Here is a 21484-nt window from a genome sequence, read left to right on the forward strand (position 1 = left end):
AGCAAGGGCGGCGCACGGAGTGCGCCGCGCTGCTCAGGCGGCTTTCGGCTGTGGTTTTCCTGAAAACAGGAAGCGCAGGAGAGGGATCCGCAGATGGATCTCATAGAGTACGACGGCAATCCCCACCACAAACACCAGCCCGGTAAAGAAGCCCAGCGTGTTGGATGCGATATGCGGCGTGATGTATGCCCCGAAGAACAGCGTCAGAGGATGATGCACCAGATAGATAAACAGTGAAGCGTTGACGAAGTAGGTCACGCGGCTGGACTTGAAGTTCAGCAAACGGTGGCCGAGGGCGAACACCACATTCACCATCCACAGGCCCAACAGCATAGTGATCACGCTTTCCGTTTCATACATCCAGGCATCGCCGCTCCCGTATCGCTGGTTCAGCAGATAGGCCACGAAGGCGATGGCAGCACCTACCGCGCACCACGGTGACGGGGTAGTAAACAGCGCTTTAAGCTTCGGATGAATAAAGGCCAGTGCGCCGATTAAAAAGAACGGAATGTAGAACAGCGACTGCATCACCACAAAATTGAACAGGCCGTCGCTTAGTATCGGTGGATAGACGATAAACAGCGTGCGTCTCACCGCGGCATAAGCGATCCCCAGCAGTAAGAAGAGCACCGACAGTCTGCCCAGCGTGATGTTGGTGAAGAAAGAGTCGGCCGTCGTGCTGAGATGGCGGCGCAGGCGGCTGAAAATCACCAGACTGACCGTGGTCAGCACCACCAGAACCAGCAGGAACCAGAGGTGAGACACCAGTTCCCAGACCAGCGTGTTGTACTTTTCGTACAGCGAGAGATTCGGCCAGTTTTCCGCCTTGCCTTTAACGTACTGCAGCATAATGAACTGCGGCAGCGTTAGCAGCGGGATGGCGGTTAACATGGGAATACCGACGCGCTCCACGCGCACTTTCCACCAGCGCTTAAGCGGGTAGCGTAAAAAAAGCATGTACGAAAAATAGCCGGATATGACAAAAAACACCTGCATGCGGAAAGCGTGAATAAAGTCATTAAACAGCGTCAGCCACCAGGAGGGCATCTGGCTATTAACATGCCACGTGTGGCTGGAGTAAATCAGTGAAATATGAAAGGGGATCCCCAATAGCATCAGCCATGCCCGGATCGAGTCGAGGAAATATTCCCGTTGTATCGGTGTTGTGCTCATATAACGTTGTGCATTCTCAGACTTTTCGCCTTATCCCTAAGACTCATATTGGTTACATTCGAAGCCAACCCTACACCAAGACCGACACACTGTCTCCAGGATAAGCACGCAAAGTGAATAGCGGGTTCTTTCATTTGCTTAATCCATGAGCCAGCAGCTGAACAAAGCAGTGATTATGTTGTCGGATTGCCTGAGTTTCCATTAAAATGGATCGGATCGATATAAGCACACAAAGGGGGAAGTGCTTACTTATTATGAAACATAAACCACAGATGATGAAAATGCGTTGGTTGGGTGCTGCAGTGGTGTTATCACTGTATACCTCATCGGCACTGGCCTTTAACATCGACGATGTCGCAAAACAGGCAAAATCGATGGCAGGCAAGAGCTACGAAGCGCCGAAAAGTAACTTGCCCTCCGTTTTCCGCGACATGAAGTATGCGGACTATCAGCAGATCCAGTTCAACCACGATAAAGCGTACTGGAACAACATTAAAACCCCGTTCAAGCTTGAATTTTATCATCAGGGTATGTACTTCGACACGCCTGTTGCCATCAATGAAGTGACGGCAACCGCGGTACGCAAGATCAAGTACAGCCCGGATTACTTCAATTTTGGCAATGTGCAACACGACAAAGATACGGTGAAAGACCTGGGCTTCGCAGGCTTCAAAGTCCTTTACCCGATCAACAGCAAAGATAAAAACGACGAAATCGTCAGCATGCTTGGCGCCAGCTACTTCCGCGTGATTGGCGCGGGTCAGGTGTACGGGCTTTCTGCGCGCGGTCTGGCTATTGATACCGCGCTGCCATCAGGTGAAGAGTTCCCGCGTTTCCGTGAGTTCTGGATTGAACGTCCAAAACCAACGGACAAACGTCTGACTATTTATGCGCTGCTCGACTCTCCGCGTGCAACCGGTGCCTATCGCTTTGTGATTATGCCGGGTCGTGACACGGTCGTTGACGTGCAGTCTAAGGTTTACCTGCGTGACAAAGTGGGCAAACTTGGCGTTGCACCGCTGACCAGTATGTTCCTGTTTGGGCCGAACCAGCCGTCACCAGCCACCAACTTCCGCCCGGAACTGCATGACTCCAACGGTCTGTCTATTCATGCCGGCAACGGTGAGTGGATCTGGCGTCCGCTGAATAACCCGAAACATCTGGCGGTCAGCAGCTTTGCGATGGAAAACCCGCAGGGCTTTGGCCTGCTGCAACGTGGCCGTCAGTTCTCTCGCTTTGAAGATCTTGACGACCGCTATGACCTGCGTCCAAGCGCCTGGGTTACGCCGAAAGGTGACTGGGGTAAAGGCAAGGTAGAGCTGGTTGAAATTCCAACCAACGACGAAACCAACGACAACATCGTTGCATACTGGACGCCGGATCAACTGCCGGAAGCCGGTAAAGAGATGAACTTCAAGTACACCATTACCTTCAGCCGCGACGAAGATAAGCTGCATGCGCCGGATAACGCGTATGTGACGCAGACTCGCCGCTCTACGGGGGACGTGAAGCAGTCTAACCTTATCCGTCAGCCTGACGGTACGGTGGCGTTTGTCGTGGACTTCACCGGCCAGGATATGAAGAAACTGGCTCCGGATACTGCGGTGTCGGCCCAGGCCAGCATCGGTGACAACGGTGAAATCGTAGAGAATACCGTGCGTTACAACCCGGTAACCAAAGGCTGGCGTCTGACCCTGCGCGTGAAAGTGAAAGATCCGAAACAGACCACTGAAATGCGTGCTGCGCTGGTCAGTGAAGATCAGCCGCTGAGTGAAACCTGGAGCTACCAGCTACCTGCCAATGAATAATACATCTGAATATATTGATGCCATGCCGCTGACGGATATCGAAAAAGCGGCGCTGCCTAAGAGCGACATCCGCGCGGTTCATACCGCGCTGGATGGCGAACATCGTCAGTTTTCCCGTGATGATGATACGCCGCTGGGGTCAGTCAAGGCTCGTCTGGAGCAGGCCTGGCCGGACTCGCTGGCAGAAGGGCAGTTGATTAAAGACGACGAAGGACGCGATCAGCTTCAGGCCATGCCGAAGGCGACGCGTTCCTCAATGTTCCCCGATCCATGGCGCACCAACCCGGTTGGTCGCTTCTGGGATCGCCTGCGCGGGCGTGACGTCACGCCGCGCTATCTGTCGCGCCTGACGAAAGAAGAGCAGGCCTCTGAACAGAAATGGCGTACCGTGGGCACAATCCGCCGTTATATCCTGCTGCTTCTGACGCTGGCGCAGACGGTTGTCGCGACCTGGTACATGAAAACCATTCTGCCTTACCAGGGCTGGGCGTTTATCAACCCCACTGACATGATGGGCCAGGATCTCTGGGTCTCCTTCATGCAGCTGCTGCCGTACATTCTGCAAAGCGGCATTCTCCTGCTGTTCGCGGTTCTCTTCTGCTGGGTATCGGCCGGTTTCTGGACCGCGCTGATGGGCTTCCTGCAGCTGCTGATGGGACGGGACAAATACAGCATTTCGGCGTCAACGGTCGGGGATGAACCCCTCAATCCTGAGCACCGTACCGCGCTAATTATGCCTATCTGTAACGAAGACGTTGACCGCGTATTTGCGGGCCTGCGTGCGACCTGGGAGTCGGTAAAGGCGACCGGTAACGCGGAGCATTTCGACGTTTACATCCTGAGCGACAGCTACAACCCGGATATCTGCGTGGCAGAGCAAAAAGCCTGGATGGAGCTGATTGCGGAAGTGCAGGGCGAAGGGCAGATCTTCTATCGCCGCCGCCGCCGTCGCGTGAAGCGTAAAAGCGGCAACATCGATGACTTCTGCCGTCGCTGGGGTAACCAGTATAGCTACATGGTCGTGCTGGATGCTGACTCCGTCATGAGCGGTGACTGCCTGAGCGGTCTGGTACGCCTGATGGAAGCCAACCCGAACGCGGGCATCATTCAGTCTTCGCCAAAAGCGTCCGGTATGGACACCCTGTACGCGCGCTGCCAGCAGTTCGCCACCCGTGTTTACGGGCCGCTATTTACCGCCGGTCTGCACTTCTGGCAGTTGGGTGAATCGCACTACTGGGGCCACAACGCTATTATCCGTGTGAAGCCGTTCATTGAGCACTGTGCGCTGGCGCCGCTGCCGGGCGAGGGTTCGTTTGCCGGTTCGATTCTGTCGCATGACTTCGTGGAAGCGGCGCTGATGCGTCGTGCTGGCTGGGGAGTCTGGATTGCCTACGACCTGCCGGGATCGTACGAAGAGCTGCCGCCGAACCTGCTGGACGAGCTCAAGCGAGACCGCCGCTGGTGTCACGGTAACCTGATGAACTTCCGCCTGTTCCTCGTGAAAGGGATGCACCCGGTTCACCGTGCGGTGTTCCTGACGGGCGTGATGTCTTATCTCTCCGCACCGCTGTGGTTTATGTTCCTCGCGCTCTCCACTGCGCTGCAGGTCGTCCATGCCCTGACGGAGCCGCAATACTTCCTGCAACCGCGCCAGCTGTTCCCGGTGTGGCCGCAGTGGCGTCCTGAGCTGGCGATTGCGCTGTTTGCTTCTACCATGGTGCTGCTGTTCCTGCCTAAACTGCTCAGTATCATCCTGATCTGGTGCAAAGGCTCGAAAGAGTATGGCGGTTTCTTCCGCGTGACCCTTTCTCTGCTGCTGGAAGTGCTGTTCTCCGTGCTGCTGGCGCCGGTGCGTATGCTGTTCCACACCGTTTTTGTGGTCAGTGCGTTCCTGGGCTGGGAAGTGGTCTGGAACTCACCGCAGCGTGATGACGACTCCACGCCATGGAGTGAAGCCTTTATGCGCCACGGTTCTCAGCTGCTGCTGGGGCTGGTGTGGGCGGCCGGAATGGCCTGGCTGGATCTGCGCTTCCTGTTCTGGCTGGCGCCGATTGTCTTCTCGCTGATCCTGTCGCCGTTTGTGTCCGTGATCTCCAGCCGGTCAACGGTGGGGCTGCGTACCAAGCGCTGGAAATTGTTCCTGATCCCGGAAGAGTATTCCCCGCCGCAGGTGCTGGTGGATACCGATACCTACCTGGAGCAGAACCGCAGCCGCACGCTGGATGATGGCTTTATGCACGCCGTGTTTAACCCGTCATTCAACGCCCTGGCGACGGCGATGGCCACTGCGCGCCACCGCGCAAGCCAGGTGCTGGAGATTGCCCGCGATCGTCACGTTGAGCAGGCGCTTAACGAGACCCCGGAAAAACTCAATCGCGACCGTCGTCTGGTGCTGCTGAGCGATCCGGTCACGATGGCAAGGCTTCACTATCGCGTATGGTCCGCTCCGGAGAAGTATTCTTCGTGGGTGAACTACTACAAAGAGCTGAAGCTGAACCCGCTGGCGCTGAAGGCCAAGTAAGTGGTTAAGCAGGGTGGGTAAGCATAGCGCCACCCTCCAGATAAAATACCGGCTGCGAGGCCGGTATTTTTTTAGAGGTTACTGATGAAAATAATCATCGTCGTTATGATGACATGCCTGCTAAGCGGCTGCGGCAGCATCATCAGCCGCACCATTCCAGGGCAGGGCCATGGCAACCAGTACTATCCGGGCGTGAAATGGGATGTACGCGATTCCGCATGGCGCTATCTGACGGTGCTCGATCTGCCGTTTTCGCTGATTTTCGACACGCTGTTGCTGCCGATTGATGCCAGCCACGGCCCGTACGAGTAGCGTAAATTAACGCTCGTCCCACTCATCGGCTGCGGTTTGACCTTCTTCCGTATCCAAAGGTGGCTCGAGCTGAAATTCGCCTTCATCCCACTCGTGCAGCGTATTCTCCTCCAGCCATTCCTGGCGTAACTCGATTTCGTCATAGTCGCCATCAAAGACGGCCTGCGCACCTGCACCGCTCAGGACCGGCAAACATTCCCCTTCTTCGCCTTCATCGGCAAAGAATTCGGCCTGCCACATAATATCCCCATCCTGCAGAACGTATTTTTGGATATTAAGTTGTTGCACGTCAGCATCTTCTTCCTCAACACCGGGATTATCGGCAAGGAACTCTTCACGAGCGGCATCAATAGCTTCTTCCAGCGTGGCGTACATGGTCATTGGTGTCTCCCTGTTTTCCAGAAGGTTTCAGGGAAAGAATAGCTGAATATCAGATTCTGCAAGTATGAATGCGAAAATAAGCCGTCAGGCGTTCGTCTTATTCCGTCACCGGCCGTAACGCGCGGGATAAACTGAACCACGAATAAATCGCGTTGAACAGCACCACGCCAGCCGTCACGATAAAGACGGCGCGAAAACCGAAGCTGGCGGAAATACCCGCGCCGAGAAGCGGCCCGGTGACGTTACCGATATCGCGAAATGACTGGTTATAGCTAAAGATTCGCCCGGCAATCTGGTTCGTGGAGTTGTAGACCAGCAGGGTCTGTACGGCGGGCAGCAACGCCCCGTCGGCGGCGCCCAGCAAAAAGCGAAGCACGCCCAGCTGCCACGGAGAGTGCACCATCGACATGGGGATGAGCAGCAGGACGGAGATAACCAGCGCACAAATCAGGATCTTCTCAGGACCCACGCGGTCCCCCAGCTTCCCCAGCCGCGGCGCACTAAGCAGTGCCGCCACGCCGGGCACGGAGGCAATTAGCCCGCTGATAAAGGCAATATTGCTAACGTTACCCGCCAGGTCGCGAACGTACAGGGTCAGAATAGGGGCAATCGATCCGGTTGCTACCTGAATGATCATTGTCGTTACGAACAGGCTCAGCACCAGCCTGGGATTTTTAAGCGAGGTCAGCACGTCTCTGGCGTGAAGCAGCTCTTTTTTGGCGACGGGCGTAAATTTTTCACGGATGCAGAGCAGGGTGACAATAAAGCACAGAAACAAAACGCTCGCGGTGATGAAAAAAACCGGGCGCAGGCCGTAGTTATCCGCCAGTAACCCCCCCGCCAGCGGCCCCAGCAGGGCACCGCTCACGCCACCGGTTGAGAGCGTTCCAAGCGCCCAGCCGCTCTTATGGCGAGGCATTTGCGTGGCGATCAGGGCGTTCGCGTTGGGAATAAATCCGCCCAATAAGCCCAGCAATGCGCGCAATATCAGAAACTGCCAGACGTTCTGCGCCACGCCCATCAGCGCCATGATAATGGCCATCCCCAGTGCCGAACGCAGCAGCATGATTTTACGTCCCTTGCGGTCAGCAAGGCCGCCCCAGAAGGGCGAGGCAATGGCGGAAAAGAGAAACGTGATGCTGAATACCAGGCCAGACCACATGTTGAGCGCGCCGTGGCCCGTCACGCCCAGCTGCTCGACGTAGAGCGGCAGGAAAGGCATGACCAGGCTAAACGCCGCGCCGGTAAGAAAACAGCCAAGCCACGCAACCGTGAGGTTACGCTTCCAGTTTATGGGGGCATCTGAGGGTGACATAACAATCCGCATAGTGAGGTGCAGAGCACCTGAAGCATGAAGTAATAAGCCTGCTAATTATGCGCCTGGGTTATGATTGCCGCAATGAGGGGGAGCTTTTAAAGCTAAAACAGCATGCGGCCCTGAAGGCCGCATAAGGATTAATAGCGGGACGGCGTGCCTTCTGGCCGCGTTTTAAAGCGGCGATGCAGCCACATGTATTGCTCTGGCGCCAGCATAATGCACTTCTCCACAACGCCGTTCATCCAGCGCGCGGTGGTTTCCGCATCTTCCAGCGGCGGCGCGAGTTCCGGCTCAAGCATCATCAGCTCGTAGCCTGAGCCATCCGGCATACGGCGGGGAACAAAGGGAACAATAGCGGCTTTGGACATCCGCGCCAGCATCCAGGTGCCGGTCGTGGTGGCGGCCTCGTCGACGGCGAAGAAGGGAACAAAGACGCTGGCCTGTGGGCCATAGTCGTGATCGGGGGCATACCAGACTACTTCACCGGACTTTAGCGCGCGGATCATGCCCTTCAGATCCTTACGGTCGATCATGCTTTTGTTGGAGCGCATGCGGCCGTTGGTCTGAATGAGATCGATAACCGGGTTGTCGTTAGGACGATAAACCCCGATGCCGGGCGCCTGCATGCCGAACATGCGCGCCCCGATTTCCAGCGTCAGGAAATGGACGCCGATCAGCAGCACGCCGGTCTGATTGGCCTGAAGGGTATGCACCGGCTCCATGCCGGTTCCGGTCACCTTGCTCCAGCGCGCCATGCGTTTGTCCGGCCAGAACCACGCCATGCCAGTTTCCATGAGCCCCATGCCGACGGATTCGAAATTCTTCGAGACCAAATCATGACGTTCTGCCTCGCTCATCTGCGGAAAGCACAGCTCAAGGTTACGATACGCGATGCGGGCGCGGCGCTTCATAAAGATTTGCGCGAGTCGGCCTAATGATTTACCTAACCGGAAGATAACAGGGTAGGGAAGCTGTACCAGTAGCCATAAAAAGCCAATGCCAAGCCAGGTCATCCAATAGCGGGGGTGCAAAAGGGCGACGGTAAATTTTGGTAACTGGGTCATGTCTTTCCTGTGTTCAAACGTCCTGTTTCGCTATTGTCGCATTTTTTGAGACGTAGCCAAAATATCTGCCGCCGAAACCTGCGCGACGACGGCAATTGTTAAGCCTGATTCATCAGGGTGTGTGAAATGTAGCGTAAATTGTGTGGATGTAAATTGGTTTTGTTTGCTATATGATGCCGACCGATTTTTCATTCTCTCTGACGATTGCAGGACTTGTACACCATGCCAGTGTTACACAACCGCGTTTCGAATGAGATGTTAAAGGCGCGTATGTTGGCTGAAACCGAACCGCGCACAACCATCTCTTTCTACAAATATTTCACGATCGACGATCCGCAGGCGACCCGCGATGCGCTTTATCAGGCCTTCACGGCGCTGAACGTCTTCGGGCGCGTCTATCTTGCCCGCGAAGGCATTAACGCACAGATTAGCGTACCGGAAAGCAAGGTGAACGCATTCCGTGACGTACTTTACAGCTTCGATCCGGCCCTCAACGGCCTGCGCCTGAACATTGCCCTGGATGACGACGGGAAATCGTTCTGGGTGCTGCGCATGAAGGTGCGTGAACGCATCGTGGCGGACGGTATCGACGATCCTGAGTTTAATCCGGCGGATGTCGGTGAATATCTGAAGGCCGCGGAAGTGAATGCGATGCTGGACGATCCGGATGCCGTATTCATTGATATGCGTAACCACTATGAGTACGAAGTGGGGCATTTCGAGAACGCGATGGAAATTCCGGCCGATACCTTCCGCGAGCAGCTGCCGAAAGCGGTGGAGATGATGCAGGAGCATAAGGATAAAAAAATCGTTATGTACTGCACCGGCGGTATCCGCTGCGAGAAGGCCAGCGCGTGGATGAAGCACAATGGGTTCAACAAGGTCTGGCACATTGAAGGCGGTATTATCGAGTACGCCCGCCGCGCCCGCGAGCAGGGCTTACCGGTACGCTTTATCGGTAAAAACTTCGTCTTTGACGAGCGCATGGGCGAGCGTATTTCTGAAGACGTGATTGCCCAGTGCCACCAGTGCGGCGCGCCGTGCGATACCCACACCAACTGCAAAAACGACGGTTGCCACCTGCTGTTTATCCAGTGTCCGGCCTGTGCCGAGAAGTTTAACGGCTGCTGTAGCGAGCTTTGCAGCGAGGAGAGTATCCTGCCGGAAGAAGAGCAGCGTCGTCGTCGCGCAGGACGTGAAAACGGCAATAAGATTTTTAATAAATCACGCGGCCGTCTGAATACTAAACTGGGCATTCCTGACCCGGAATAATAATAACGCCCGGCGCGGCGAGAGCCTGCCGGGCGAATCTATTACGACTTCTGTTGCACACCTTCAACGGAAATAACCAGCTCAACGTCCTGAGACGCCGGGCCTAAATCCGTTGTGATATTAAAATCTTTCAGGTGAATTTTACCCGCCGCTTCAAAACCTGCGCGTTTACCGCCCCACGGATCGTCACCCTGACCGATCAATTTTGCGTCCAGAGTGACGGGTTTGGTTACGCCATTCAGCGTCAGATTACCGGTAATAGCCAATTTATCACCCTCTTTCTTCACTTCCGTTGAGGTGAAGGTGGCCTGCGGGAATTTTGTGACGTTCAGGAACTCTGCGCTGCGCAGGTGTTTATCGCGCTCAGCATGGTTTGTGTCGACGCTGTTCGTATTAATGGTCACATTGACTTTATCTGCCGCAGGGTTTTTCTCATCAAAAGTGAATGTGCCGTCGAAATCTTTAAAGGTACCGTACAGCCAGCTGTATCCCAGATGCTGAATGCGGAAATTGACGAAAGCGTGCTGGCCCTCTTTATCAATTTTATAGTCAGCCGCCACGGCAGAACCGGCGGTGAATAACAGAGAGCCCAGGGCGATACCCAGCAGGTGTTTTTTCATTTTATGCTCCAGAGTCAACTGACGAGCGGCCAAGCATGCGCTTAAGCGTATCGTCTTTATCAATAAAATGGTGTTTAAGGGCGGCGAGCCCGTGCAGTACGGACAGGATCACCACGCTCCAGGCAAGCCAGAGGTGAACGACGCCCGCCGTGTCGGCCTGAGCCCCGGCATCGCTGAGCGTTGCCGGAACCTCGAACAGGCCAAAAACGCTAATCGGCTTACCGTCTGCCGTTGAAATGAGATAGCCGCTGATCAGAATGGCGAAGAGCAGTGCATACAGCACAATATGCGCGGCGACAGCGCTAACGCGGGTTATTTTACCGTATGTCTTTAGTGGCGCGGGCGGTGGAGAAACATGTCGCCAGATTACGCGAAATACCAGCCCCAGCATCAGGAGGACGCCAATGCTTTTATGCAGCTCGGGTGCCTGATGATACCAGCCATCGTAATAGCTGAGCGTGACCATCCAGAGTCCAAGTCCGAACATACCATAGACGGCAATGGCAAATATCCAGTGCAAGCTTATGGATATTATTCCGTAGCGCCGGGAGGAGTTACGCAATTGCATCAGAATGTCCATTTTCAAATTAACCGAAAGATAAAAATGAACGGGAAGGCGCGATATTGCAACTAAAATAATTGACTATTGATTTTTATTTTATTTATTTCAGCGATTTTGAAAAGGAACCGCAAATTTAATTCAGTGGCTTCGTGCAAGACGTATTTAGAAGAAGAAAAAAGCTTAAATAAACATAAAGTAACGTCAGCTAATGTCAGTTATCGCTTTCAATAAAACACAATGTAAATAACATCGACGATAGCGAGCAGCGCCCACAATAAGATATAGAGCATAAAGTGCTCGCGAATGTTATTGACGAGAAAACCCACGATCCTGCGCATATCGCCCCACAGTTGAGTACGAAAAAAACGGGTCCCGGTACCGCCGGAGCCCGTGGCCGATTATCCGTTAAAACGCGATAGTGAGAACGGTGTCAGATCAAACTGCGACGTGATACCCTGGGCAAACTGCGCGGCGATTTCACCCAACACCGAAGCGAACTTAAAGCCATGGCCGCTCAGCCCGGTAATCAGCAGGGTGTTGTCATGGCCCGGCAGCGTATCAATGATAAAATCTTCATCCGGGGTGTTGTCGTAGGTGCAGGCCGCGCCATAAAGCAGTCCACCGACGCCCGGGAGAATATTGCGCAGGAACGAGAAGGCTTCTGAGCCGTCCTGCGGGCACGCGCCAAAGGGTTTGCGCTCCTCCGGTGAGGAGATGACCTGCCCGCCGTTGTGTTTACCAATCTTGAGGGCGTCCTTCTCGGAAGGGAAACCGTAGAACTGATCGCCGTTGGGTAACTCGCCGGTAAACGCCGGGAATTTGTTTTGCGCGCTGTAACGCCCGTCCGACTGGAACCAGGAGAAGACCTTGCGCACTGGCTGGATCGGCAGGTCCGGGAGCAGGCGGGTAACCCAGGTTCCTGCGCTGATAAGCAGGCGGGAAGCCGAATACTCTCCGTCTACGGTTTTCACCGTAACGCCGTTTGCATTATGCGTGATAGCCTCTACGGGGCAATTGAACAGCTGCGCGCAGCCCGCTTTGGCGGCAAGATCGATCCAGGTTTTGATCGCCGTTTCACAGTGCAGGACGCCGGAGTTGGCTTCAAAGAGGCCGATATAATCCTCCGGGACGGTAATCTCAGGCCAGCGCGAGGTAATGGCTGCCACGTCCAGCTTCTCAACGTCAAGATTAAACGCCTTCGCGCTGCGTTCGACGTTGGCGAGAAATTCCGAACGAGCCGGACCAAGGTTGATGACTCCCGTCCGCTCGAAAACACGCTCTTCGGTCTGTTTTGCCAGCTCGTCCCACAACGTCTGGGCGCGAAGCACCAGCGGAACGTAGCGCTCGCCCTCGCCATAGGCGTGGCGAATGAGGCGGGTGTCGCCATGATGGCTGCCTTCGCTGTGCGGCGGCAGGTGGGCGTCAATCATCAGGACGTTTAGCCCTGCCTGCGTTGCGTAATAACCGGCGGCCGAACCAACGGAGCCGCTACCAATAATGATTAAGTCGTATCTCATATGCATCTCGTAAACTTACGGTTTGTTAGCAGAGTAATTAACAACGCGGGCGTAAACAAGCGGGAAATAAATAAGGCACCGCGAGGGTGCCTGTTGAGTGAAAAGTGGGCATACGGTTAGTGCCGTTTATACTCATTTTCCTGATAGTCGCCAGATTCTATTTTTGCAATGCCTGCCTCTAAAATAGAAATAAACTGACGGGCGACGTCTGTTGTTAGCCACAGCGTCTGTCCAACTTCCGCTTCGTCACGGTTGAGTTGATTTGGGGTCTGGTAGTGCAAACGCAGCATCAGCGCATCGTAGCTATCTACGGTACTGATATCCCAGCCTACAAGCGGATGGGTCTGGATGACTTCGTTATTCTTTTCCATTATAACCCCCTAAATGCGTGTTAGAAGACAACGGCTCTGAGGTTCAATGCATGTTTTTCTGAAAGCTTCTTCAGTATACCAAGTAATAAGGGTTCCAACGGGAAAAATAAACAGGTAGCAACACATTTTTCTGCTTTTTAGGATTGTTCGAACAATAAAACACCATATCGTTCACGATTTTCTAAGAAGATGCTGAATTAATTTGAACGTCAGGAATGACAGGCAAAAAAAAGCCGGGGCGACCCGGCAAAAAAACACAATGAGGGAGCAGTGTTAATCGGTAATGAACCAGTCGTCTGCGCTTTCCCACGTTTCCTGCAGGATTTCGCTTATGCGATCTTTATCTTCTTTTGCGGCACCCATGACGGAGAGGTTGTTCGCTGCGGCGTAACGAACCGTTACGGCGCCCGCGTTATCGGGAAAAGTGTTGTTAATACGACGGGATAATTCGCCTGCCAGTGCATCAAGCGCGCCGGCAGGCAGAACGGTAGTTTTGGCTATGGTGACTTCAATACGCATAAATGCCCCCTGTGTAATATACTGTTTATTTATACAGGCATATTATCGGTTTGACAACAAGGGGCGTTGATTTTTTAGCGTTTTACCGTCCAGTTTACGGTTTCACCTGCCAGGAAGGGGATCAGTGCGTCATCCGTCAGCGCAATGGACTCCTCAACCTGGCTCGCTTTGCGCTCCAGCTCAATGAAGGTCTCATTGACCGGCAGGCCGTAGAAGCGCGGGCCGTTGAGGGAGCAGAACGCTTCGAAATGCTCCAGCGCGTTCATCTCTTCAAATACGGTTGCGTAGCTGGCAAGGGCGGTTGGAGCGTTGAAACAGCCCGCGCAGCCGCAGCTTGCCTCTTTGCGATGGCGGGCGTGAGGCGCGGAGTCTGTGCCAAGGAACGCACGCGTGAATCCGCTGGCGACCAGCTCGCGCAGCGCCTGCTGGTGAACATTGCGCTTGAGGATCGGCAGGCAGTACAGGTGAGGGCGCACCCCGCCCACCAGCATATGGTTACGGTTAAACATCAGATGCTGTGGGGTGATGGTCGCGGCGATCAGCTCGTTGCCGTCGCGAACATACTCTGCCGCGTCTTTGGTGGTGATATGCTCAAAGACGACCTTAAGCGCCGGCAGACGCTGGCGCAGAGGCTCCATCACGGTCTCGATGAAACGGGCTTCACGGTCAAAGATGTCAATCTCCGCATGCGTTACTTCGCCGTGTACCAGCAGTGGCATGCCCAGCTTCTGCATACGCTCCAGCACCGGCATGATGGCATCAATGCTGGTGACGCCGTGGCTGGAGTTGGTGGTGGCGTTCGCCGGGTAGAGTTTCGCCGCCGTAAATACGCCTTCGTTAAACCCGCGTTCCACCTCGTTCGGGTCCAGCGAATCGGTCAGGTAGCAGGTCATCAACGGGGTGAAATCATGTCCTGCCGGAACGGCATCCAGGATGCGCTGGCGGTAGGCTATCGCGGCATCGACGGTGGTGACTGGCGGAACCAGGTTTGGCATGACAATCGCGCGGCCATAAATTTCACTGGTATAGGGCACGACGGTTTTCAGCATATCGCCATCACGCAGATGGATATGCCAGTCGTCAGGGCGGCGGATTTTAAGAACCTGGGGTTGTGCAGTCATGGAAGCTCCGGCTTGTCAGGAATCAGTCATAAGGATGGCTGTTTTTGCCGGACACAAATCATAAGCGGAAACGTTTTCGTTTGCACACTTTTCCGTAAAAAAAAAGGGCGCCGCAGCGCCCTTCAGGTTAATCGGTGAAAGGAATGATGATCTCTCCCGGCTTCACCTCTATCCCTTTTGCGTATTTCTTCGCGAGGGCTTCACCCTTGCTTTTGTCTTCGCTTAAGACGTACGCCGGCTGCTGATTAAAGTAGTTACGCAGCGACTGGTTCAGATAGGGCATCAGGGTTTGCAGAACCGGTGCCATCTTGTCCGGCGAAACCTGCGCATCGACCACTTCCATCTCCTGCAGGAAAATCGCCCCTTTCTCTTTATTGAAAACGGGGAGCGCCTTCAGCTTGAGCTTGATGTTGGCTTTCTGATTGCCAAATAGAGACGTCATATCAAGCGCGGCATCGCCTGCCAGCGTGACTTTATTCGGCTCTTCACGACCAATCTGGCTGGTGAGATTGGTGAGAACGATGTGGGCATCGGCCAGCCCCGGCACGCCAATGTCTTTAGAGAAATTGTTATGTTTTTCCAGCGCCTGATTAATTTCCTGCTCACTGACGGTATATTGCGTAAGCTGGTTACAGCCCACCAGCAGACCGCTGATGATAAGTGCGGCGGCAATGACAATTTTCTTCATAGTGTTCCTCAACGAAAAATCGGCGCTACTGTCCTGTTTCGTCAGTATGTCAGTGTGAAATGGCAGAAACCAGCAGAAAATACTGAGAAGTGTGGCGGGAGCATTCTCCCGCCGGAGGGAAGGGCTACGCGCCGGGTTCGAGCATGCCGCTCGCGCTGCGCTTCTGGCTGAACTGCCACCACAGGGCGAGAAGCGTCATGACGCCCACCACGCCGAGCATCATCCAGGGGAGCTCCGGCTGGTTCAGCGCTTTGCCGGCATCGAACAGCCAGCCGCCGCCGGCGTAACCCAGCGCACCGCCAAAGGCCAGTCCCAGGCGGCTGAAGCCCATATAGCTGCCGCGCGCACGCGCATCCGCAAGCGAGGCGCTCAGCGTTTCCCGGGCGGGCTCGGCGATGATAGAGCCGATGTAGAAGGTGCAGATCAGCATAAAAAGCTGCTGGAGCGTGTTTACCAGACCGATAGGCATCATGCTCAGCGTCATCAGAAACAGACCGGCCATCAGGCGATGCTCCAGGCGAAAACGCCGTTCACTCCAGCGGGCGATGGGGTAAAGCAGCGTCAGCGACAGGCAGGCTTCGATGGCGTACATCCATTTCACGGCGGCAGGCGTGCCCGCAATATCGTTCACCATGATTGGCAGCATCAGCATCACCTGTACGGCCAGCATGTAATAGCCGGTCAGGGTCAACACGTAGGTGACAAAACGCCTGTCGCGAAGCACCCTTCCGAGCCCCTCGCGTACCGGCGCTTTTACCGTAGACAGCTTCCAGGCCGGGAGATAGAGACCGTTAAACAGTGCGCACAGAATAAACAGCACCGCCCCGGCCGCGCAGACCAGACGGAAATCGTACTGCAGCAGCCAGCTGCCCAGCAGGGCGCCAACAACCGCCCCGGCGCTGTCCTGCATCATCAGAATGGAGAAGAAGCGGCCGCGGTGCTGCGGACGAATAAGCTTTACCACCAGCGCGGTGCGCGGCGGGTCAAACAGGGTGCCCCCGATTCCGGAGAGGAAGCAGGAGAACCACAGCAGCCAGGGCTCGTGGGCAACCGCCATCGTGGCAAAGCCTGCCGCGCGGAGCAGCATACCGGTAACGATCATCGGTTTAGCGCCAAAGCGGTCAGCAATCGCGCCGCCAAAGACGCCAAGACCCTGCTGGACAAACTGGCGTAGCCCCAGCGCAATGCCGACCATCAGCGCCGCCCAGCCCATTTGATCGACAAAGCGGATCGAGATGAGGGGGAACACGACAAAAAAGCCGAGCACGACCAGCATGTTATCGACGAGCAGGAAATATTTACCCAGGCTCCTGGCCTGTGATACGCGGGACATTTTCCCTCCAGGGAAAATAAGAAGGTGAGCACGCTAACATTCTGCGGTGTCGCCGCGCTTTTTCCCACCCCTGAGCGCGACAATATTTTTTTATCAAAACGGTGCTTTGATAGAGAGTTCTCATCGAAAAATGTGAAAAGAGGTCAAAATGGTATGTCACTGTTTTCACAGACGGCACAGGCGCAGGTATAGTAAAGCTAATGGGTAAGCTGAAGCGACGGGAAGGAGTGGTATTGATGTTTGGCTATCGCAGTAATGTGCCAAAAGTGCGTCTGACAACGGACAGGCTGGTCGTTCGTCTTGTGCATGAGCGTGATGCCTGGCGTCTGGCGGATTATTACGCCGAGAATCGCCAGTTTTTAAAACCCTGGGAACCCGTTCGGGATGAGAGCCATTGTTACCCCTCCGGCTGGCAGGCGCGCCTCAGCATGATCGCTGAATTTCATAAGCAGGGCAGCGCGTTTTATTTCGCGCTGCTCGATCCGGAAGAGAAAGAGATTATCGGAATTGCCAATTTTTCAAACGTGGTGCGGGGTTCGTTCCACGCTTGCTACCTTGGCTACTCTATCGGCCAGAAATGGCAGGGGCAGGGGATGATGTACGAGGCGTTAACGGTGGCCATTCGCTATATGCAGCGCACGCAGCATATCCATCGCATTATGGCGAACTACATGCCGCATAATCAGCGCAGCGGCAATTTGCTGGCGCGTTTAGGGTTCGAGAAAGAGGGTTATGCCAAAGATTATCTGCTGATAGACGGAGAGTGGCGCGACCACGTTCTGACGGCGTTAACCACCCGAGACTGGACCGCAGGTCGTTAAGGAGAAAAGATGAAGTATCAGCTAAACGGTACGGAAGCGCGCGTGATTGGGTGCTTACTCGAAAAACAGGTCACCACGCCGGAGCAGTATCCGCTCTCAGTTAACGCCGTGACCATGGCCTGCAACCAGAAGACCAACCGCGAGCCGGTGATGAACCTCAGCGAGCATGACGTTCAGGACGTGCTGGACGCGCTGGTAAAGCGCCACTATTTGCGCACCGTCAGCGGCTTTGGCAACCGCGTGACCAAATACGAGCAGCGCTTCTGTAACTCTGAATTTGGCGACCTGAAGCTGAGCAGTGCGGAAGTGGCGATTATCACCACGCTGCTGCTGCGCGGGGCGCAGACGCCGGGGGAACTGCGAACGCGCGCTTCCCGCATGCATGAGTTCAGCGACATGCAGGAGGTCGAGCAGACGCTGGAAGGGCTGGCCGCGCGTGAGGATGGCCCCTTTGTGGTGCGTATGGCGCGCGAGCCGGGCAAACGTGAAAGCCGCTATATGCACCTTTTCAGCGGTGACGTTGACGCCGCAAGCGTGGCGACGGAATCGGGCCCCGCAATCAGCGACGACCTTTCAGCACGCGTAGAGGCGCTGGAAGAAGAGGTAGCCGGGCTGAAGCAGCGGCTGGACGCGTTGCTCGCACATCTGGGAGACTGACGGTGAAAAAATTACGTATTGGCGTGGTGGGGCTGGGCGGTATTGCGCAAAAAGCCTGGCTGCCTGTTTTAGGTGCGGCGACAGACTGGACCCTGCAAGGGGCCTGGTCACCCACGCGCGAGAAGGCAGAGCGTATCTGCGAAACCTGGCGCATCCCGTATGCCGCCTCCCTGCAGGATCTGGCCCGCGAGTGCGATGCGGTATTCGTGCATACCTCAACGGCAACCCACTATCAGGTGGTGAGCGAGCTGCTCAATGCGGGTGTTCACGTCTGCGTGGATAAACCGCTGGCGGAAAACGTTCAGGACGCGGAGCGGCTGATTGAGCTGGCGGCACGTAAAAACCTGACGCTGATGGTCGGTTTCAACCGCCGCTTCGCGCCGCTTTATCAGCAACTGAAGGCGCGGTCAGGCACGCTCGCCTCGCTGCGGATGGATAAGCACCGTACCGACAGCGTGGGCCCGAACGATCTGCGCTTTACCCTTCTTGATGACTACCTTCACGTGGTGGATACCGCGCTGTGGCTGACCAACGGCGAAGCGCTGCTGAAAAGCGGCACTCTGGTCACTAACGAACAGGGGCAGATGGTGTATGCGGAACACCATTTTGCCGTTGAGCACCTTCAGGTCACCACCAGCATGCACCGCCGCGCAGGCAGCCAGCGGGAATCCGTTCAGGCGGTGACAGACGGCGCGCTGTACGACGTTACCGACATGCGGGAGTGGCGGGAAGAGAAGGGCAGCGGCGTGGTGACGCTCCCGGCGCCAGGCTGGCAAAGCACCCTCGAGCAGCGCGGTTTCGCGGGATGTGCCCGCCACTTTATCACCTGTGTGCAAAATCAGACGGTTCCTGAAACGTCCGGCGAGCAGGCCATTCTGGCGCAGCGCATTGTGGAAAGACTCTGGCGCGATGCCATGAGCGAATAACTCGCTGTAACATCTGCGGATAGTAATTCGTTGAAATCCGGTTAGACTAAGCGCCGCCTGTTGGCTTTGCCGGGTGGCGCTTACGCTTACCCGTCCTGGAAATCCGTATGGTTCTGGAAATTCACGTTAATGAACTTATTAAAATCGCTGGCGGCCGTCAGCTCGATGACCATGTTCTCTCGCGTACTCGGTTTTGCGCGCGATGCCATTGTGGCAAGGGTCTTTGGTGCAGGGATGGCAACGGACGCCTTTTTCGTTGCGTTCAAGCTGCCGAACCTGCTGCGTCGCATTTTTGCTGAAGGGGCGTTCTCCCAGGCGTTCGTTCCCATTCTGGCGGAATATAAAAGCAAGCAGGGTGAAGATGCGACGCGCGTATTTGTCTCTTATGTCTCCGGGTTGCTGACCCTGGCGCTGGCCGTGGTGACCGTCGTCGGTATGCTGGCCGCGCCCTGGGTGATTATGGTGACCGCACCCGGTTTTGCCGACACGGCAGATAAATTTGCCCTGACCTCGCAGCTGCTGCGCATTACCTTCCCCTATATTCTGCTGATCTCGCTGGCCTCGCTGGTGGGGGCGATCCTGAACACCTGGAACCGCTTCTCCGTTCCGGCGTTTGCGCCGACGTTTCTCAACGTCAGCATGATCGGTTTTGCGCTGTTCGCCGCGCCGCACTTCAACCCGCCGGTGCTGGCGCTGGCCTGGGCGGTCACCGTGGGCGGCGTGCTGCAGCTGGCGTATCAGCTGCCGCATCTGAAGAAAATCGGCATGCTGGTGCTGCCGCGCATCAATCTTAAAGATGCCGGGGCGATGCGCGTGATTAAGCAGATGGGGCCCGCCATTCTTGGCGTCTCCGTCAGCCAGATCTCGCTTATCATCAACACCATCTTTGCCTCTTTCCTGGTGTCGGGTTCCGTCTCGTGGATGTACTACGCTGACCGTCTGATGGAGTTCCCGTCCGGCGTGCTGGGTGTGGCGCTGGGGACCATCCTGCTGCCGTCGCTGTCGAAAAGCTTTGCAAGTGGCAACCATGATGAGTACTGCCGCCTGATGGACTGGGGCCTGCGTCTCTGCTTCCTGCTGGCCCTTCCCAGCGCGGTGGCGCTGGGGATCCTCGCTAAGCCGCTGACGGTGTCGCTGTTCCAGTACGGGAAATTCACCGCGTTTGACGCCGCGATGACCCAGCGCGCGCTGATAGCCTACTCGGTGGGATTGATGGGGCTGATTGTCGTCAAAGTGCTGGCGCCGGGGTTCTATTCGCGTCAGGACATTAAAACGCCGGTGAAAATTGCCATCGTGACGCTGATTATGACCCAGCTGATGAACCTGGCATTTATCGGCCCGCTGAAGCATGCCGGACTGTCGCTGTCTATTGGTCTGGCGGCCTGCCTGAATGCCGGGCTGCTTTACTGGCAGCTGCGCAAGCAGGATATCTTTACGCCGCAGCCAGGCTGGGCAAGTTTTCTCGTGCGTTTGGTTGTGGCGGTGCTGGTGATGTCTGCGGCACTCATCGGGATGATGTACGTCATGCCGGAGTGGTCCCTGGGCACGATGCCCTATCGTCTGATGCGGCTGATGGCCGTGGTGGGCGTCGGGGTGGTAGCGTATTTCGCCACGCTCGCCGTGCTGGGCTTCAAAGTGAAAGAGTTTACCCGCCGTACGGCATAAACGCCAAAAGGGGAGTTCACCTTAGGGTGCTCCCCACTGCATGATTTGTCGCTGATGCGTCAAATCGAAATCTTTTTTACACCCGCAATACGCGCAGTCGCCGTCTGACCATCCGCGCCGTACAGTCCGGTTTCTTTATGCGGCTTCAGCACCTCAAGCGCCTGCTGATTGCGCTCAATCTGCCCTTCAAGCAGCCAGCCGTTATGCTGATTGAGATCGCGCAGATGCTGGGTTTTTTCGGTAATGGTCTGCCAGCGCTCAACAATATCGTCATTGGCGCTGCGCTTCGGATCCTGCTCGGCGCGGCGCTGCTGCTCCAGATAATCCAGCGTCGCCAGCAGCGAACTCTTATCTTCAGTAATACGCTGCAGCGCGCTGCCGTTGATGTGGCCGGAAGAGAGATGCTGCTGTTCAGCGTCCATTACCGTTTTCAGGTCGTTCAGGACAACCGTCATTTGATCCAGTATTTCTGACAGTCGACTCATACGGTTAATTACTCTGTAAGAAACTCTGTGCTTCCTGAATCAGGGCGTCAGCGATTTTGCTGGTGTCCATTTTCAGCTCACCGTTGCGAATAGCCGTTTTCAGCGCTTCAACACGTTCCATATTGATATCGTTGCTGCCTGGCTGCATCAGTTTTGCCTGGGCATCGCTCAGGGTCACGCTGGTGCTGTTAGACGTTGACGGTTTTTCCAGACGCGTTTTCTGAGGGGTAGCGTCGTTCGTTTCGCGAGGCTGTACAGCGCTTACCGGCTTCAGGGCTGATGTACGATCAATGCTCATAGTGTTGTCCTCATCGAGGGTTCGCGGCGTTTGCGCCTGACATCATCATTAG

At 55.5% G+C, this 21484-nt stretch carries 23 protein-coding genes; 8 read left to right on the plus strand and 15 right to left on the minus strand.

The features are described 5' to 3' along the window. Positions 1 to 33: 33 nt before the first annotated feature. Complete coding sequence (gene mdoC / locus ACR42C_RS08735) at positions 34 to 1173, minus strand: glucans biosynthesis protein MdoC (protein ID WP_163328724.1); 1140 nt, start codon at positions 1171 to 1173, stop codon at positions 34 to 36. A gap of 254 nt (positions 1174 to 1427) precedes the next feature. Between mdoC and mdoG the strand changes: the two genes are divergently transcribed. The 3 genes from mdoG (at position 1428) to ACR42C_RS08750 (ending at position 5814) form a co-directional block, all read left to right on the plus strand. Continuing rightward, positions 1428 to 2981 (plus strand): glucans biosynthesis protein MdoG, encoded by a 1554-nt coding sequence (gene mdoG / locus ACR42C_RS08740; RefSeq protein WP_116340716.1) that lies wholly within the window; start codon positions 1428 to 1430, stop codon positions 2979 to 2981. Beyond that, positions 2974 to 5502 (plus strand): glucans biosynthesis glucosyltransferase MdoH, encoded by a 2529-nt coding sequence (gene mdoH, locus ACR42C_RS08745; RefSeq protein ID WP_116340714.1) that lies wholly within the window; start codon positions 2974 to 2976, stop codon positions 5500 to 5502. Before mdoG ends, mdoH begins: the two co-directional genes overlap by 8 nt. An 84-nt stretch (positions 5503 to 5586) precedes the next feature. Continuing rightward, positions 5587 to 5814, plus strand: coding sequence for a YceK/YidQ family lipoprotein (locus ACR42C_RS08750; protein ID WP_116340712.1), 228 nt, complete (start codon positions 5587 to 5589; stop codon positions 5812 to 5814). A 6-nt stretch (positions 5815 to 5820) separates the two neighbouring features. On the opposite strand, the gene ACR42C_RS08755 is transcribed toward ACR42C_RS08750, so the two are convergent. From ACR42C_RS08755 to ACR42C_RS08765, 3 genes are all read right to left on the minus strand, one after another. Further along, a complete protein-coding gene (locus tag ACR42C_RS08755; RefSeq protein WP_028012687.1) occupies positions 5821 to 6195 on the minus strand; it encodes a MysB family protein in 375 nt (124 codons plus the stop codon). A gap of 97 nt (positions 6196 to 6292) precedes the next feature. Next, positions 6293 to 7510 (minus strand): multidrug efflux MFS transporter MdtG, encoded by a 1218-nt coding sequence (gene mdtG, locus ACR42C_RS08760; RefSeq protein WP_116340710.1) that lies wholly within the window; start codon positions 7508 to 7510, stop codon positions 6293 to 6295. 140 nt (positions 7511 to 7650) lie between these two features. Next, entirely contained in the window at positions 7651 to 8577 is a 927-nt protein-coding gene (locus ACR42C_RS08765; protein ID WP_479985022.1) for a Kdo(2)-lipid IV(A) acyltransferase, read from the minus strand. A gap of 222 nt (positions 8578 to 8799) precedes the next feature. On the opposite strand from ACR42C_RS08765, the gene trhO reads away from it, so the two are divergent. After that, positions 8800 to 9849, plus strand: coding sequence for an oxygen-dependent tRNA uridine(34) hydroxylase TrhO (gene trhO, locus ACR42C_RS08770; RefSeq protein WP_479985023.1), 1050 nt, complete (start codon positions 8800 to 8802; stop codon positions 9847 to 9849). 41 nt (positions 9850 to 9890) lie between these two features. Here trhO and ACR42C_RS08775 read toward each other — a convergent pair whose 3' ends face one another. From ACR42C_RS08775 to mdtH, 9 genes are all read right to left on the minus strand, one after another. Further along, complete coding sequence (locus ACR42C_RS08775) at positions 9891 to 10469, minus strand: YceI family protein (protein WP_163328728.1); 579 nt, start codon at positions 10467 to 10469, stop codon at positions 9891 to 9893. A gap of 1 nt (position 10470) precedes the next feature. Further along, positions 10471 to 11037, minus strand: coding sequence for a cytochrome b (locus ACR42C_RS08780; RefSeq protein ID WP_316378901.1), 567 nt, complete (start codon positions 11035 to 11037; stop codon positions 10471 to 10473). Between the two features lie 218 nt (positions 11038 to 11255). Next, positions 11256 to 11369 carry a YceO family protein gene (locus tag ACR42C_RS08785; RefSeq protein ID WP_116340701.1) on the minus strand — a complete coding sequence of 38 codons (114 nt, stop codon included), beginning with the start codon at positions 11367 to 11369 and terminating at the stop codon, positions 11256 to 11258. 60 nt (positions 11370 to 11429) lie between these two features. After that, positions 11430 to 12548, minus strand: a complete 1119-nt coding sequence (solA, locus tag ACR42C_RS08790; RefSeq protein ID WP_479985024.1) for an N-methyl-L-tryptophan oxidase — start codon at positions 12546 to 12548, stop codon at positions 11430 to 11432. A gap of 116 nt (positions 12549 to 12664) precedes the next feature. Then, the gene (bssS, locus tag ACR42C_RS08795) at positions 12665 to 12919 is read right to left on the minus strand and encodes a biofilm formation regulator BssS (RefSeq protein WP_023299782.1); all 255 of its coding nucleotides are present in this window, start codon (positions 12917 to 12919) and stop codon (positions 12665 to 12667) included. Positions 12920 to 13192: 273 nt separating this feature from the next. Beyond that, complete coding sequence (gene dinI, locus ACR42C_RS08800; RefSeq protein WP_028012694.1) at positions 13193 to 13438, minus strand: DNA damage-inducible protein I; 246 nt, start codon at positions 13436 to 13438, stop codon at positions 13193 to 13195. A gap of 74 nt (positions 13439 to 13512) precedes the next feature. Then, positions 13513 to 14559 (minus strand): dihydroorotase, encoded by a 1047-nt coding sequence (gene pyrC, locus ACR42C_RS08805; protein WP_163328730.1) that lies wholly within the window; start codon positions 14557 to 14559, stop codon positions 13513 to 13515. A gap of 127 nt (positions 14560 to 14686) precedes the next feature. Beyond that, on the minus strand, positions 14687 to 15247 hold the full coding sequence (locus ACR42C_RS08810; RefSeq protein WP_320720520.1) for a lipoprotein: 561 nt from the start codon (positions 15245 to 15247) through the stop codon (positions 14687 to 14689). A gap of 124 nt (positions 15248 to 15371) precedes the next feature. Continuing rightward, on the minus strand, positions 15372 to 16580 hold the full coding sequence (gene mdtH, locus ACR42C_RS08815) for a multidrug efflux MFS transporter MdtH (protein ID WP_166710757.1): 1209 nt from the start codon (positions 16578 to 16580) through the stop codon (positions 15372 to 15374). A 236-nt stretch (positions 16581 to 16816) separates the two neighbouring features. On the opposite strand from mdtH, the gene rimJ reads away from it, so the two are divergent. The 4 genes from rimJ (at position 16817) to murJ (ending at position 20649) form a co-directional block, all read left to right on the plus strand. Beyond that, positions 16817 to 17401 (plus strand): ribosomal protein S5-alanine N-acetyltransferase, encoded by a 585-nt coding sequence (rimJ, locus tag ACR42C_RS08820; RefSeq protein ID WP_163328734.1) that lies wholly within the window; start codon positions 16817 to 16819, stop codon positions 17399 to 17401. A 9-nt stretch (positions 17402 to 17410) separates the two neighbouring features. Continuing rightward, on the plus strand, positions 17411 to 18058 hold the full coding sequence (locus tag ACR42C_RS08825) for a YceH family protein (RefSeq protein ID WP_163328736.1): 648 nt from the start codon (positions 17411 to 17413) through the stop codon (positions 18056 to 18058). Between the two features lie 2 nt (positions 18059 to 18060). Continuing rightward, a complete protein-coding gene (locus ACR42C_RS08830) occupies positions 18061 to 18984 on the plus strand; it encodes a Gfo/Idh/MocA family protein (protein ID WP_163328738.1) in 924 nt (307 codons plus the stop codon). A gap of 129 nt (positions 18985 to 19113) precedes the next feature. After that, a complete protein-coding gene (murJ, locus tag ACR42C_RS08835) occupies positions 19114 to 20649 on the plus strand; it encodes a murein biosynthesis integral membrane protein MurJ (RefSeq protein WP_116340686.1) in 1536 nt (511 codons plus the stop codon). Between the two features lie 59 nt (positions 20650 to 20708). On the opposite strand, the gene flgN is transcribed toward murJ, so the two are convergent. Then, positions 20709 to 21134, minus strand: coding sequence for a flagella biosynthesis chaperone FlgN (gene flgN, locus ACR42C_RS08840; RefSeq protein WP_025755834.1), 426 nt, complete (start codon positions 21132 to 21134; stop codon positions 20709 to 20711). Positions 21135 to 21138: 4 nt separating this feature from the next. Then, complete coding sequence (flgM, locus tag ACR42C_RS08845; protein ID WP_014883360.1) at positions 21139 to 21432, minus strand: flagellar biosynthesis anti-sigma factor FlgM; 294 nt, start codon at positions 21430 to 21432, stop codon at positions 21139 to 21141. Positions 21433 to 21484 lie beyond the last annotated feature (52 nt).

The organism is Enterobacter sp. MG-EB028 (assembly GCF_056673305.1).

Coding starts and splice junctions, on each gene's coding strand:
- ACR42C_RS08780 (WP_316378901.1), bottom strand. CDS start 11,037: ATGCAATTGCGTAACTCCTCCCGGCGCTACGGAATAATATCCATAAGC.
- murJ (WP_116340686.1), top strand. CDS start 19,114: ATGAACTTATTAAAATCGCTGGCGGCCGTCAGCTCGATGACCATGTTC.
- dinI (WP_028012694.1), bottom strand. CDS start 13,438: ATGCGTATTGAAGTCACCATAGCCAAAACTACCGTTCTGCCTGCCGGC.
- mdoG (WP_116340716.1), top strand. CDS start 1,428: ATGAAACATAAACCACAGATGATGAAAATGCGTTGGTTGGGTGCTGCA.
- ACR42C_RS08785 (WP_116340701.1), bottom strand. CDS start 11,369: ATGCGCAGGATCGTGGGTTTTCTCGTCAATAACATTCGCGAGCACTTT.
- pyrC (WP_163328730.1), bottom strand. CDS start 14,559: ATGACTGCACAACCCCAGGTTCTTAAAATCCGCCGCCCTGACGACTGG.
- flgM (WP_014883360.1), bottom strand. CDS start 21,432: ATGAGCATTGATCGTACATCAGCCCTGAAGCCGGTAAGCGCTGTACAG.
- ACR42C_RS08755 (WP_028012687.1), bottom strand. CDS start 6,195: ATGACCATGTACGCCACGCTGGAAGAAGCTATTGATGCCGCTCGTGAA.
- ACR42C_RS08810 (WP_320720520.1), bottom strand. CDS start 15,247: ATGAAGAAAATTGTCATTGCCGCCGCACTTATCATCAGCGGTCTGCTG.
- solA (WP_479985024.1), bottom strand. CDS start 12,548: ATGAGATACGACTTAATCATTATTGGTAGCGGCTCCGTTGGTTCGGCC.
- bssS (WP_023299782.1), bottom strand. CDS start 12,919: ATGGAAAAGAATAACGAAGTCATCCAGACCCATCCGCTTGTAGGCTGG.
- ACR42C_RS08775 (WP_163328728.1), bottom strand. CDS start 10,469: ATGAAAAAACACCTGCTGGGTATCGCCCTGGGCTCTCTGTTATTCACC.
- trhO (WP_479985023.1), top strand. CDS start 8,800: ATGCCAGTGTTACACAACCGCGTTTCGAATGAGATGTTAAAGGCGCGT.
- flgN (WP_025755834.1), bottom strand. CDS start 21,134: ATGAGTCGACTGTCAGAAATACTGGATCAAATGACGGTTGTCCTGAAC.
- rimJ (WP_163328734.1), top strand. CDS start 16,817: ATGTTTGGCTATCGCAGTAATGTGCCAAAAGTGCGTCTGACAACGGAC.
- ACR42C_RS08750 (WP_116340712.1), top strand. CDS start 5,587: ATGAAAATAATCATCGTCGTTATGATGACATGCCTGCTAAGCGGCTGC.
- mdoH (WP_116340714.1), top strand. CDS start 2,974: ATGAATAATACATCTGAATATATTGATGCCATGCCGCTGACGGATATC.
- ACR42C_RS08825 (WP_163328736.1), top strand. CDS start 17,411: ATGAAGTATCAGCTAAACGGTACGGAAGCGCGCGTGATTGGGTGCTTA.
- mdoC (WP_163328724.1), bottom strand. CDS start 1,173: ATGAGCACAACACCGATACAACGGGAATATTTCCTCGACTCGATCCGG.
- mdtH (WP_166710757.1), bottom strand. CDS start 16,580: ATGTCCCGCGTATCACAGGCCAGGAGCCTGGGTAAATATTTCCTGCTC.
- mdtG (WP_116340710.1), bottom strand. CDS start 7,510: ATGTCACCCTCAGATGCCCCCATAAACTGGAAGCGTAACCTCACGGTT.
- ACR42C_RS08765 (WP_479985022.1), bottom strand. CDS start 8,577: ATGACCCAGTTACCAAAATTTACCGTCGCCCTTTTGCACCCCCGCTAT.